Here is a 14,404-nt window from a genome sequence, read left to right as displayed (position 1 = left end):
CTTCAATATCCGCACAAGACATTCAATTATATGAAAAAGAAGGTGAAGAGTATGTGAAGTTTAAAGTCTCTCACCCCGAACTGGAGAAAACGCTCCATTATAATTTACCTATTGTTCGTTATTCAAAAATAAAAAGACGCGCTATTGATGGCACTCAACCTCAAAAATACCATTCACGGCCTGTCGTAAATTTACAAATTTATTTTGATGGAAAACCCTACAAAATCATGGTTAATTTAATTGACCGCTCTCGTTTCTCGACACCTATGCTTTTAGGCAGAAAAGCATTAGAAAAAGTTGACGCCATTGTTGATAGTACCGTCGCAAATACGCTTCTGGCAAAAAACAGAAACTATTAATAAAAGATTATCTGTGACAACTTGGAATCAAAGGTGTCGCGGTTTTCATTGCAGCAAGATGTACTATTCTTCAATTCGCTGAAATTAAGGAATGGCCTTGGAATAATTTCCTTCATTACGCTGCTATCAGCCAAGTTTTTAACAAAATTGAACAATAACAAATATTATGTTGCAAGATTTGATATTTTTTTACTAATGTAGATTTGCGAATATGAGCAAAGCGTTTACCAAGGAAAATGAAAACGACGATGATCTGGACGATACGCCGAAATTACCGCAGAGTGTCAAAAATTATATTACGCCAGGCGGTTATCAGCGATTAAGAAATGAATTCGACCAATTATGGAAAGTGGAACGCCCGGAATTGGTAAAAACCATTACCTGGGCAGCCTCCAATGGTGATCGCTCAGAAAATGGTGATTACATCTACGGCAAAAAACGCTTACGTGAAATTGATCGTCGCCTGCGTTTCTTATCCAAACGTCTGGATAATTCGGAAGTGGTTGACCCTGCGCAGCGTGATGAATGTGAGCAGGTTTTCTTTGGCGCTACTGTAACAGTCTGCAATGCCCGAGGCGAGAAACAAACTTACAGTATCGTTGGCATGGATGAAGCAGATCCCGGGTGTGGACGCATCAGCTGGATTTCACCGCTGGCCAAGGCATTGCTCAAGGCGCGTGAGGGTGACGTTGTAACGTTGCATACTCCGGGTGGAATGGAAGAGCTGGAAGTGATTGAGGTGCATTATCAAGCGTTATAAAAGACAAATACGCCAGGTTATAAATGGCACGTATTGAAAGAATTGGCCACAAGTAAAAAACCCAGGTAACATACCTTTTATAAACAATACCCTACCACTGAAACCATTTATCCGGACATAAAAGTAAGGCGCGCTGCTTTAAAAAAGAACAGCAAGTTTATCTTGGTTATATATTTGCTCGACGCAGCAAATCAACCGAATTTACCCGTAATGTAATCCTCAGTTGCCTTCTCACTGGGTGTGGTGAAAATCGTATCTGTCTCACCAAATTCGACCAGCTTCCCTAAATACATGTAGGCGGTAAAATCGGAAACGCGGGCTGCCTGCTGCATATTGTGTGTGACAATAACGATGGTGTAATCTTGCTTAAGTTGAAAAATAAGCTCTTCAATATGTGCGGTAGAAATCGGATCCAGCGCTGAAGTTGGTTCGTCGAGCAGCACCACTTCGGGTTTTACTGCAATCGTGCGGGCAATACACAAGCGCTGTTGCTGCCCGCCGGATAGGCTCATGCCGCTTTGATTCAGCTTGTCCTTAACTTCTTCCCATAATGCAGCTTTCCGTAATGCCCATTCGACTCGCTCCATTGATTCGCTACGGTTTAAGCTTTCATATAACTTCACGCCAAATATCACATTATCAAAAATGGACATAGGAAAAGGGGTCGGTTTCTGAAATACCATCCCCATTTTAGCGCGCAGCATATTGATATCGTGTTTCTTATCAAGAATATTTGCGCCATCCACCATAATTTCACCTCGAGCAACCTGGCTGGGGTAAAGCTGATACATGCGATTGAGCGTACGCAACAATGTCGATTTCCCGCAGCCGGATGGGCCAATAAAAGCGGTAATCTTTTTTTCCAGAATATTCATGCTAACTGACTTGAGTGCATGATGCCTGCCATAGTAAAAATTTAAATCGTTGATGATAACTTTGGCATCAGTGCGTTTTGCTTGATTGATATTCATCGTAGCCTTAAATTCGGACACTTCCTCCGTAACTTGCGGGTGCTCATGCGATCCCAATAACTTACTGTAAAACAATATCTGCTGGTTTCTCATATTTCATAACCTGTGGTTTTATGTATCTGTCTTTTCATCAGTAATCCGGCAATTGGCGGTAAAAAATCTTTAGGTCGACAATTTATTCTTGCGCAAGAAGAAGCGCGCAATGATATTGAGCCCCAAAACACTCAATGTAATCAACAAGGCACCAGCCCATGCCAATTCCTGCCATGATTCATATGGACTCATGGCAAACTGGAATATCACTACCGGCAAATTCGCCATCGGTTGATTCATGTCCATAGTCCAGAATTGATTATTCAGCGCCGTGAAAAGTAGCGGAGCAGTTTCTCCACTAATACGCGCAATTGCCAACAGCACGCCGGTCAATATGCCTACTTCGGAAGCGCGCCAGGTCACCAGTGTAACCACTTTCCATGGAGGGGCACCTAAAGCTGCCGCTGCTTCACGGAGGCTATCCGGAATCAGTCTCAACATATCCTCCGTAGTGCGCACAACAACCGGAATGACGATCATCGAAAGCGCCAGAGCGCCTGCCCAGCCGGAAAAATGGCCTACTCTAGCCACATAGACGGTATAAACGAATAATCCAATGACGATAGACGGTGCAGATAGCAGAATATCGTTAATGAAGCGGGTGACGGAAGCTAACCAACCATGTTGGCCAAATTCAGCCAAATATGTGCCTGCCAGAATACCCACAGGTGTCCCGATTAAAGTAGCCAGTATCACCATCATCAGGCTGCCAATAATTGCATTGAGCAATCCGCCTGTATTACCTGGCGCTGGCGTCATCTCAGTAAATAGCGCAACACTGATGCCATCCAATCCCTTACCAATGAGGACCAACAATATCCAAAACAACCAGAACAGACCAAAAATCATCGCTAAGATTGAGAAGGTCAGATGCAGCGCATTGATCATACGTCGTCGGGTATAAATTGGAATCATACAGACCTTTAAGTAGTAGCACCTTCGCGTTTCTTCAGTTGCAACAGCAAAAGTTTAGAGCAAGCCAATACAACAAAAGTGATAAAGAACAAAATCAAACCCAATTCAATCAATGCTGAGGTATACAATTCCCCGTCAGCTTCGGTAAATTCATTGGCCAGCGCCGAAGCAATGCTGTTTCCGGGCATAAAAAGAGAAGCATGCAATTGATGTGCATTACCAATCACAAACGTAATCGCCATGGTTTCACCTAAAGCGCGCCCGAGTCCGAGCATAATTCCGCCGATAACCCCGCTTTTGGTATAGGGCAAAACCACATTCCAGATGACCTCCCAGGTGGTAGCACCAAAAGCATAGGCTGATTCCTTTAGCATGGAAGGGACAATCTCAAACACATCGCGCATGACAGCAGCAATAAAAGGAATCACCATGATTGCCAGTATAATGCCAGCGGCTAGCATGCCTATTCCCATAAAAGCACCTTCAAACAGAAACCCAATACCCGGCAAATCTCCTAAAGTATTCTGCAACCAGGGCTGCGCCGTGTTGGCAAAAAATGGAGCGAATACAAACAAACCCCACATGCCGTAAATAATGCTGGGAATTCCGGCTAAGAGTTCTATCGCTGTTCCGAGCGGGCGGCGCAGCCACGGTGGAGAAAGTTCCGTCAGGAACAGTGCAATACCGAAGCTCACGGGAATACCGATTGACAATGCAATGATTGCGGTAACCAAAGTACCCACAATCGGCACCAATGCGCCGAATTGCTCTGTAACCGGGTTCCACTCCGAACTAATGAGGAAGCCAAAGCCAAAAGCTTTAATGGTAGGCAGACTGCCCACGACAAGCGAACCTACAAGCACAGCCAGCAAAACTAAAACGATCACGGTAAAAAACCAGGTTGTTTTTTGAAATAACTGATCCAGTAGCTGTTGTCTTTTTAGCTTTGCTGTGGAAATAATTTTTGGCATTGGTTGTTGTGTATAGCTGTAATGGCTAGACGCATATTATTTTCGTGTGCTTTACGTTTTATTCGCTAGCCGTGTATATCGCGCGACCATCCTTACCTTTGATGTTGGTTTCCCACGAGGTTTTAATCAAAGCAACCAGATTGTCTGGCAGCGGAATATAATCCAATTCCAGCGCCATATCATTGCCATGCGCATAGGCCCACTCAAAAAACTTCAATACTTGCATTGCTTGCGCCGGTTTACTCTGGGATTTGTGCATTAGAATAAAAGTAGCGCCGGTAATCGGCCAACTACCTGAGCCTGGTTTATCAGTAAGAATTTCGTAAAATCCGGAATCTTTATCCCATTCGGCATTGGCAGCGGAAGCCCTAAAACTCGCTTCAGTCGGCAATACATAATGACCTGCCAAATTTTGCAGCTGCACATAATGCAGTTTGTTTTGTTTTACGTAAGCCGCCTCGACATAACCAATCGAATTCTTGATTCGCTTCACGAAATTGGCCACGCCTTCATTGCCTTTCCCACCAGTACCTGTCGGCCAGGCCACTGAAGTCGCTGCACCTACTTTAGTTTTCCATTCCGGGCTCACTTTACTTAAATAATCAGTAAATAGGAAAGTAGTACCGGAGCCATCCGCGCGATGAACGATCGCGATATTGCTGGCGGGTAAAACAATGCCCTCATTTAGTGCAGCAATGGATGCATCATTCCAACGCTTGATCTTTCCCAGGAAGATATCGGCCAAAACTTTTCCGGTTAATTTAACCTGACCCTCCTCGACTCCTTCAAGATTGGTAATCGGCACTACGCCACCCAGCACTGTCGGAAATTGTGTCAAGCCATTCTTCTCCAATTCTTCCAGCGTCAGAGGTTTGTCAGATGCCCCAAAATCCACAGTCCCAGCCCTGATTTGCTTGATACCGCCCCCGGAGCCAATGGATTGATAATTTAGCCGGGTGCCTGTTTCTTTGTGATACCTATCCGCCCACTTGGCATAAATCGGATAAGGGAAAGTGGCACCCGCACCGGTAATATCGGCGGCAGTCGCTAGTGGTGTCCACAGCAGTGCTGCGGTAGCTGCCAATACGTGACAAAAGTGCAATCTCATTAAATGCTCCTATCGAGAACATAGATCTGGAATAAGGTGAAATCTTAATCACTGAATGTGACAGAGTGATGACAAATAGATTGCTTTTGAGAATCCCCTCAGTAACTGCCGGCAATCAACAGGCTGAGAGGAAAGATAGCTAGAAGATAGTAAAACATAGAACCCAATTCAACACGCCCACGATCTCTAGGATTGTTGTGACGCTTTTAACTATCCAAGTACTTGGGTTAAGCGGTTATTTTCTAATGCACAGAGAGGGAAGCATAGAAATTTTCTTGAGAAGAAATTACGGCAGCACGATGAACGCACCATTTTAATACTCATAAATTTTATTACGTGATACCGAGGGTTTATTTTTCGACGAAGGTTTCGTATTAAAGCGATGTATTTTATTACCAGGCTTATTGCAAATAATGCCAAACAATAAATAGGCAGAATAAAGATAAAGCCCCATAAACAAGCCTGAAATACTTCCCCAATCCACGGTCAGCTCATAAAATGCAATGCTGGCGATGATACCAAGCAACACAAAACCCATGGATGCAGCTACTCGCACCAGTAAATTATCGATTTTCATGCAATAACTCCTTATTGAAGATTGTTAACTGATTATTCCTCGATCCGATCTAACCGTTTGTTGGTAATGATCATGGTCTTATCATTTCCGGTACCGGAATGCTGGATGTTTACAAACAACGTATGCGGATCCTTACCAAAATAGATACCGGTACCTTCCGCAGCAGCATCTTTCAATGAAGCAAATAAATATACACCATCACTAAAACCATCCCCATCTTCATCAGGCAAAGCAACCCAGATATCGCTGTTCTCGTTATCCTCGACAATCCACAATTTGCCGTCTGGACTGCTCGCCAAATTATCGGGTCTCATGAATCCGGTTATACCAGTTGTTGTCTTTGTGGGTCTAACCTCATGAGGAACATTCACTCCAGGCTGGACGAAATAACTCACTACCGGAGCCGATGTCATCTTGATAGATAATATTGCACCGGGGCCGTTGGAATTGGTCGGGTCGTTAGCGTCTTCACAGGTCAGTGCTGCAAACAAAGTATGCTTGATACGTTCCAAGTCCTCCGGACGGCAAAAAGATGTAGCACCGACGGCTTGGGCAGCAATCCTGGCATTGATCTGCACTTGATCCATATCCAGCGCAACCCATTCAGCCACACCCGTCTTGATGCCATTTTTTACGCGCAAAGCATATAACTGGCCACTGCTCAAGTCGCCATAAACATCCGGTACGAATTTGTAGATTGAACCCGTTTCAGTTTCATCAATAACGTAGACATTGCCTTCATCGTCAATTTCAATGCCTTCGTGAGAGAGGGATCCCAACATAGGATGAACTTTGATTGCTGCTACGGTGGCCGGATCATTCTGGGCAAATATCATTTCATACAACATGCCACTCTCTGCATTCGGTACGTCAGGATCTGGGAGTACGGCCGTAATCGTTTCTTCAGCGAAAAGAAGTGTTTGCCAGGGCGTCCATACCAATCCATCCAGCGCTTCCCAATCATACCGTTGCGCCAGAATATCGGCTTTACCGGTTTTCAAATCCACAATGGAAACAGCACCGCCGGCATATGGATCAAGACCTGGGCGCGCTTCATGTGTGCGATACAAATAGCGACCCGCATGTTTTCCAGTTTCGTTGACGGTATTCATGTCGGGCAAATCATTCGACTCCGGATAAATATCCAAATGTCGTTCGTCTGAAATAATATGTTGAGTAAAACCTTTGGGGATGACCCAAGGCTCGCTATTAAGAATGAGTGGATCGGTTGTTGTTTGCTCATAAGCAGAAGCTGTGATAGGTTTGAAACTCATGAGGCCATCAACCAGCACCGCCTCCGCATAAACCCAGGTGGTCAACACGGCACAAACCGGTAGCGCCCAAGTTGATTTATTCATGAATTCTCTCCTAAGAATTGAGTTACATTCGACTCACTGCAGGGCAAACACTTATTGTTGTCTCTACACGCAACTGTATCGATCTAATATGAAATTCTGATGTCAGACAAATGAATTTTTTATGAATACTTGGCGTCACTGATACTTAGCAATCAGTAGCACAAGAAAACTCGCACTGCTCAGATTAAGCGCTTCGAATATTTCTAAATAAAAAATCGCTGGCTCCCCGAAAGGCAAATCCAGCGATTTCTTCTGAACAAACAAGCTGGCTAATCTTGATCGAAAACTTCAGCCTTGATACAACGGAAATAGAACTTTCAAAACTGGCATAGATTAATTGAAATTAAATGTCCATTCTCTCGTCCAGTCATCATTTTCATCCCTGAACGCACCCACATAATCAACCACAGTAAAGAAAGGATCATTCACTGCGGCACCACCCAGTGTTAATGGTGAACCTGAGGCTGGCAAATAACCATTCAGCAAAGGATCGCCTGCTTGATTCTCAGATTGAGATAAGAACCAGTCAGAGGTTGTAAACGTGGCGCCTTCGCCATCAGCAAAGTTGCTGGCACAATTGACAAACGAATTTTGGATGGTTAAACCACCGCTCAAACTGCCGGGAGCGCCCGCATTGGCAAAGGTTCTCTCTCCATCGATCATTATGCATGTAGGACTGCCGGTAATAACGGAATTCCAGATATTGGCACCTGTCCCACGACGCAATAATACGCCTTGTGTAGCCGAATCGCCTGTGCGACCTATAATCGTCAGATTGGAAAGAATAGGCTGAGCACGAGGAAGGCTATCTTGGTTTCTCTCGTTATTGTCAGCTTCAATGCCGCGATCGCCAATAGTTGCTGCTTGTTTTATCAATGCAAACTGCACACGTCCTTGCCAGCCATTTGACCAATCCAAAGAATCATCCTGGGCGTTAGTTATTACCAGATGCTTCATTTGCACCGTGCCACCAAAAAGCTCTATTCCATCATCCAAACCTTCGTGAACCTGCACATAATCAATAAGCGTTCCTGAGCCAACACCGTTGAGCGTAAACCCATTGAGCTCTTCATCTGGACGTACCGCAGTACCTGCAAAACGAATTTGTGTGTACTTAATCACACCACTATTATCAGCTGGATTGTTGCCACCATAGAGCTCACTAACAATCGCTTCAAATGGAACTTCGCAGACAGGCACGCCTTCGTTACAACCATTGACTGGTGCATTGCCTGAAATCAGCAAGCCACCCCATTCTCCTGCTGCCGCCTCATTCGGACCGGTCATGACAATTGGATTGTCAGGTGTTCCTTCGGCCATAATTCTTGAGCCACGTCTGATCCACAGATACGCCGCCTGATCGCCCTGACCACCTACACCAATAATTCTTGTTCCAGGATTGATAGTAAGTGTGGCGCTCAGCGCATTGTCACCTCCGATAAAGACAGGACCCTGTAATAACCACATGATGTTCTTGGTCAAGGTAATATTTGAAGTAATCTCGCCACTTAGAATACAAGAATTTTCTGTTGGACCTTGTTGCGCAAAGCCTGGACAACCTTGAAACGTATTTGTAGTCAGTTGATCAACCGTGAAGCTCATTGGGTTTGATCCAGGCACCAACTTTAACTTAGCATAAAAACTGTCTGCTCCAACTGTCACTGAAGCCACATGGACTGAACTCGTATCGGAGTCAAACACGTTACGCTGTCCTGTTGTAGCTGCAATAGGGTTGGCCGAAATTAGCTGCAATTCGTTTCCAACAAGCTGTAGCTGTGCATTATAGAATGCTGACGTTCCACCGCTTAAAACCTCGACAACGGGAAGATCAACAATACCTGACGCTGGATCATATGTGGCCGTGGCCTGTACATTGAATACTGCAGCACCCAATAGCGCTGCTGATACAACTAATAATTTTTCTTTTATATGTTTTAATTCGAACATGATTTACCCCCCTCCAAGTTTTTTATAAGGTAAGCAAATCTAACAGGCCAACATGACAGGGATATTACATTCTCATGTAAATTAAAATGACCAAGGTATCGAAAACAAATATCTTCTTTTTTTGCTTTCTTGACATAGGAAATAAAATTAGTAAAAACGATATTGACAATTATTAGATACTGCCACAAAACGAAACTTTGCAAGTTTGCTAACTTGCAAGAATTAATTTACTCTGTTTTATAGAAAGAGAAAGATGCCACATGCATATAAACCGGCGTGGCACCTTATTGATACCCTAAAGATTAATTCAAGGCTTTACCTAGATTCAGGAATTGCGTTTCACCAGTGGAATTGTCAACACCGTCATTGTCAGTAACGACATAAACCGTTCCTTCCGTTGTTCTTGCCAATCCCTCCAATTTGTCATGAACCCAGCCCTTACTAGCCTGCATCACGGGTAATACATCGATAGCCAGTGTTTTGTTAAGTATTGGAAAATTACCTTCTGCCTGTGTTTTTGGTGTAACACCGCTGATGTCTATGCGATAAACACGTTTGATGCGCGCATCCGGTCCGGCCTGATTATCACGTTCGATGATCGCAAATTTACCATGATCCAATGCAGTAATTTCCGATAATCCCACAAAACCGCCCGCAGGAGATTCCACCGGATCAAGAGGATAGTAAAAGAATTTCCATTCACCTTCATCGACGGAGGGATTCAAATCCAAAGCTGGTGTATATTGCGCGATTCGCGCCATACCAACGGGATCATTTTTCCATTCCCGCTGAAAAGCCACATAAACCTGCTCATTAGCGCCCACTTTTCCGGTTACGGCAACACCTTCAAAACCGTTGCTTTGCTGTAATTCTTCAACTGCGACAGGCAAGCGAATCTCGCGCACTACTGTGCCATCACTGTGAGCCTCAATTAATAAATTACGCGTTGTGGACGACCCCGCACCTTCAGATACAAGCCAGAAACCACCATTACTGCGTTGCGCAATTCCCTCGAGGTCATAATTGACGCTTGCACCATCCTTTAACAATGGTATTGCGCTAGTGATTATTGACGGATGATTGCTGATATCTATGCTATAAATGCGACTTTCGTTATAGAAGCTATCATGGACAGTATAAAGTCGGTCTGCATCATACCTATCGGAAGTTAAAGCTGATAATGCGCCCCAAGCGATCGGCTTGCCATCTGGTTGTCGTATCGATTTGATTTGAGGATAAGCCGCTGCTTTATGTTCTAGACGAAAGATATTGATTTGAGAACGCACGGGAGAATCAATTTCGGTCGATGCAACAAAAAGTTCGCGGCTGGGAATGGCAAGCAAGCCTTCCGGGCCGGCGCCAGTGGGTAACATCTGCTTATATTTCAGTCTGCTGCCATCAGCTTTGTATACGCCGACAAAGTTTCCCCGTTCGGATCCGACAAAAATGAATGTTTCATTTTTATAGCGGCCGGTTATGATTCCTTCCGGCTCAGAACCTTTGTTATCAGAGCGTTTTTCTGGATAGTGGCCTGCTGCTGCAGCCAAATATTCAAATCTTGTACCGGAGTCATACAGCACTTTGCCGCTACGATTGAATACAGTGAAACCACGGCTGCCACCAAAAAGATCTCCCTCGTTAGCAGTCACTATTTTGTTGTTACCTAACCAGGCAATACCATCAGGCTCGCGTGCAACATCTGTTAAAGTGCTGGTGAAGTCAATTAATTTATCGTCAGCGATATCAATACCGTCGAGCGTCACGGCTCCGGCGTTGAAATGCTGAAGTACTTTGCCATTGACGAGATTAACGAGCACAATATGATTGTTTTCCTGCATAGTGACAGCGGCAATGTTGCGCTGATTGATGCTGACAAACTCTGGTTCCGGATCATCACTGCCATAAACCGCCAAACCAGTTAGATCAACTTGGCGCACGCCCCAATTTTCGGGTGTGCCGACCAGATCAATAATATTCAGATAACCTGCTGGCGGTTGTGGCAAGCCACCTTCCACATCCGATACAGTGATATCCTCATTACGTTCGTTTTCAATCACAACAGCAGCATATCTGCCATCCGGACTGGTGGCGACCGAATCCGGCTGCCCACCCATATCGATTTCACGAATCGCTGAACAACTGGAAACGTTCGATAGGCATGAAGGTACATGATACACAGCCAGAATGCCTGAAGGTTCCAGAAAACTAGCTGAAGTATTGACGCCAACCAAGGCATAATCGCCAGAAACAGCAACGGATGTTGGCTCTCCGACTGTATCCAATGTGCCCAAACCGACTGGATCTTCTGCATTATGAATATCTACAAATCCAATTTTACCGGTTGGACTATCTGTGTAAATGAGAGTATTGCCATCCTTACTTGCTGCCACAATCTCAGCTACCGTTTCGCTGACTTCGCTTTTGTCGCAGCTCGTATTTTCACATACCAGATAAGTGGCGATACGTTGGAAATAAGCTGGGCTGGATTTTTTACTTTCAGCAAAAGCCAAGCTTGGAAGCGTTGCGAGTAGTGCAAAACTTAAAGCGTTTTTTGTAAGACAAAGTACTTTTCTTGAAAATTTCATAATAAAAGACCCTTAGTTATCTGAATTGCCTAAATGTTAATTTTTTCAGGTAATGAAGTTGTATTGGTTAAATCCAAATTCGTCGCCTTTAGGGATGCTAAAGGAAATTTATTACGTGTTTATTGCGGGCATGCGTCAAACAAAAAACAAATGATGGGCTAGGTCAGAGAAATGAGCTGACCATCGCAAAAGAAGTTTCTTTTGGATATTCACAAAGCTGCGTTTTGGCGAAGATATGGCGTGTCATTGAAATTGCAATTTATTTGTCATTGATTCGTCATTTTATTGTTATTGCCCTGTCACTTATTGCGATTAAAGTACTCAATATTTTTAAACCAATAGGAAGGGGCAATTTATGAGCAGTAAACTTCATCCGGATGGAAAGCTTAATCCTAGCGATGTCACCAGTAATGACGGTGGTAACAACACGCTGCAAGAAATAATCGAACAGCGCAAACTTACGCGTCGCGATTTTCTTATGACTTCTGCGGGTACTACAGCAGCTGTCACCGCTTTATCCGTACTCAGTAATGCGGCAATTGGTGAAATATTAAATGGTACTAAAGCGCTACAAGATATCAATTCTTTGGGAATAATCGGTTTTACACCAGTAAGTACCAATACCGTGCCTATGACAGATGGCGTGACTGTGCCAGCAGGATATTCAGCCAGAGTTTTAGTTTCCTGGGGAGATTCCTTGACTCCTGAGTCTCACTGGGACACAGTAAGTGCTATAGATGAGTCAACACAATTGCATTGCTATGGAGCACACACGGATGGAATGCATTATTTTCCTTCTCCGGGGCCGTTTGGCAATAAGCGTGGCCTATTGGTTACTAATAGCGAATATTGTGATCCTCCTCTGGTGAATAGCATTGTTCCTGCGGCTAATTACGCGACAACCGCGATTACGCTTGATATGGTTCGCGCTCAACAGGCTGCCCATGGCGTCAATATTGTGACAATTGATAAGAAAAATCAGCAATGGCGGGTTAATCGGCATTCACGTCTTAATCGCCGCATCACAGGGAATACTCTTTGCAAGATCAGTGGTCCTGCTGCTGGACACAAATTAATGAAAACGGCGGCAGATCCTCACGGTACCCGGGTACTCGGGACGCTCAACAATTGTGCGCATGGTTATACGCCTTGGGGCACCTACCTTACTTGCGAGGAAAACTGGAATGGTTACTTTTCCAACGAAACCGAGGATGTGGCAGGAGAATCCAATCCAGATCGTAAACTTAAAACTATTCAGAATCAGCTCCGATATGGTGTGGTCAAAGGCGGTTTCGGCTATCGCTGGCACGAAGTTGATGAACGTTTCCGTGCTGATTTGCATCCTAATGAATCGAATCGTTTTGGGTGGATAGTGGAAATTGACCCCTGGGATCCAAAGGGTACTCCGATTAAACGCACAGCCATGGGCAGAATGAAGCATGAGGGCGCGCAGGTTGTGATTGATCATAAGGGTCAAGTTGCATTCTATATGGGCGACGACGAAAGAAACGAATATATTTATAAGTTTGTTTGCGACAAGAAATTTGACCGAAAAGACCATGATAAAAACCGGCACATGCTGGATCGCGGTACATTATACGTGGCTAAATTTAATGCAGATGGTAGCGGTCAATGGTCGCCCTTGATATGGGGCAAGAATGGGCTGACGCGAGAGAATGGTTTTGCCGATCAGGCAGAAGTACTCATTAAGACGCGCCAGGCAGCCGATCGCTTGGGCGCAACCATGATGGATCGTCCCGAATGGGGAGCTGCTCATCCCCTGACCGGCGAGATTTACATGACCCTTACTAATAATAGTCGTCGTGGCAATTTGCCTGCTTCAAGTAATAATATTGATGGAACCACTGTAGCCAGTAGCGCGAATCCACCGGTCGATGCAGCCAATCCTCGTCCTGATAACGATTTCGGTCAAATTATTCGCTGGCAAGAAGAAAAAGGGCGCGTGAATGCCACTAGCTTCAAATGGGATATATTTGTGCAATGCGGGGATAAGGCTAACACCAAAAGTTTGGTGAGTAGCTATAACTCTACCGGTCACGATGGATATCAAGGCAATATCAATGGCGATGACTATGGTGCACCTGATGGGCTGTGGTTCGACCGCGAGGGTCGCTTGTGGATTCAAACTGATCAGATCGGTGATGGCAGCGGTGATTGGATCAACATTGGCGGCAATGTGATGATGTGCGCGGACCCCGCTACTGGTGAGACCAAACGTTTTTTAACCAGCCCGCCTAATTCCGAAGTAACTGGAGTTATTACTACGCCTGATAGCAAGACGATGTTTGTGGGTATTCAGCATCCAGGCGAAGATTGGGAGACCGGTTTTGTCGACAACTCTACGTGGCCGGATAACGGTTACAATGGATCAACAACGTTTACAGGTTTATCCGTCTCGAAACCTCGTTCTTCGGTAATAGTGATTACTAAAGATGATGGTGGAGTGATTGGAAGCTAAGGGCGTGGAAAGACTTTGGAATATGTAATTATAGTCTGTCCTATTTCTAAGCTATTTTAGGTCAGCAAGCTTCATTCCCCGCTAAATATGGCGGGGAATGAGTGATTGTAATAGATTGAAGCGCACTACTGCAGTTAATACTGGATTGGCCCAGTTTGAATAACTGAGGTATGCTTATTTTCATGGAGTCCGAAGTTTCATAAAATGAGAACATGAAATGGAGGATGGAGATGGAATTACCCCGCGCACAATATAGCCAGGAATTTAGGGAGCAATCAGTT

11 protein-coding genes are annotated in these 14,404 nt (G+C 44.6%); 3 read left to right on the top strand and 8 right to left on the bottom strand.

Annotated features, from left to right (window positions below):
• A partial coding sequence (locus tag Q0C11_RS12760) for a RimK/LysX family protein (RefSeq protein ID WP_293008564.1) occupies positions 1-359 on the top strand: 359 nt, incomplete at its 5' end.
• Positions 360-570: 211 nt separating this feature from the next.
• A complete protein-coding gene (greB, locus tag Q0C11_RS12755) occupies positions 571-1,119 on the top strand; it encodes a transcription elongation factor GreB (RefSeq protein ID WP_293008562.1) in 549 nt (182 codons plus the stop codon).
• 191 nt (positions 1,120-1,310) lie between these two features.
• On the opposite strand, the gene pstB is transcribed toward greB, so the two are convergent.
• The 8 genes from pstB to Q0C11_RS12715 all read right to left on the bottom strand — a co-directional run bounded on the left by pstB (position 1,311) and on the right by Q0C11_RS12715 (position 11,644).
• A complete protein-coding gene (gene pstB, locus Q0C11_RS12750; protein WP_293008566.1) occupies positions 1,311-2,090 on the bottom strand; it encodes a phosphate ABC transporter ATP-binding protein PstB in 780 nt (259 codons plus the stop codon).
• 162 nt (positions 2,091-2,252) lie between these two features.
• On the bottom strand, positions 2,253-3,098 hold the full coding sequence (gene pstA, locus Q0C11_RS12745) for a phosphate ABC transporter permease PstA (protein ID WP_293008560.1): 846 nt from the start codon (positions 3,096-3,098) through the stop codon (positions 2,253-2,255).
• Between the two features lie 8 nt (positions 3,099-3,106).
• Positions 3,107-4,069 (bottom strand): phosphate ABC transporter permease subunit PstC, encoded by a 963-nt coding sequence (gene pstC, locus Q0C11_RS12740; protein ID WP_293008558.1) that lies wholly within the window; start codon positions 4,067-4,069, stop codon positions 3,107-3,109.
• 58 nt (positions 4,070-4,127) lie between these two features.
• Entirely contained in the window at positions 4,128-5,177 is a 1,050-nt protein-coding gene (gene pstS / locus Q0C11_RS12735) for a phosphate ABC transporter substrate-binding protein PstS (RefSeq protein WP_293008556.1), read from the bottom strand.
• 313 nt (positions 5,178-5,490) lie between these two features.
• Positions 5,491-5,754, bottom strand: a complete 264-nt coding sequence (locus tag Q0C11_RS12730; RefSeq protein ID WP_293008554.1) for a hypothetical protein — start codon at positions 5,752-5,754, stop codon at positions 5,491-5,493.
• A gap of 32 nt (positions 5,755-5,786) precedes the next feature.
• On the bottom strand, positions 5,787-7,112 hold the full coding sequence (locus tag Q0C11_RS12725) for an alkaline phosphatase PhoX (protein WP_293008552.1): 1,326 nt from the start codon (positions 7,110-7,112) through the stop codon (positions 5,787-5,789).
• 333 nt (positions 7,113-7,445) lie between these two features.
• Positions 7,446-9,059 carry a hypothetical protein gene (locus tag Q0C11_RS12720; protein WP_293008550.1) on the bottom strand — a complete coding sequence of 538 codons (1,614 nt, stop codon included), beginning with the start codon at positions 9,057-9,059 and terminating at the stop codon, positions 7,446-7,448.
• Positions 9,060-9,361: 302 nt separating this feature from the next.
• Positions 9,362-11,644 (bottom strand): esterase-like activity of phytase family protein, encoded by a 2,283-nt coding sequence (locus tag Q0C11_RS12715; RefSeq protein ID WP_293008548.1) that lies wholly within the window; start codon positions 11,642-11,644, stop codon positions 9,362-9,364.
• A 355-nt stretch (positions 11,645-11,999) separates the two neighbouring features.
• On the opposite strand from Q0C11_RS12715, the gene Q0C11_RS12710 reads away from it, so the two are divergent.
• Entirely contained in the window at positions 12,000-14,123 is a 2,124-nt protein-coding gene (locus Q0C11_RS12710; RefSeq protein WP_293008546.1) for a PhoX family phosphatase, read from the top strand.
• The last annotated feature ends 281 nt before the right edge of the window (positions 14,124-14,404 follow it).

Source organism: Nitrosomonas sp. (assembly GCF_022842015.1).
Taxonomy (GTDB): domain Bacteria; phylum Pseudomonadota; class Gammaproteobacteria; order Burkholderiales; family Nitrosomonadaceae; genus Nitrosomonas.
Note: the sequence above shows the minus strand (reverse complement) of the source record. Positions and strands in the feature narration are given on the sequence as shown.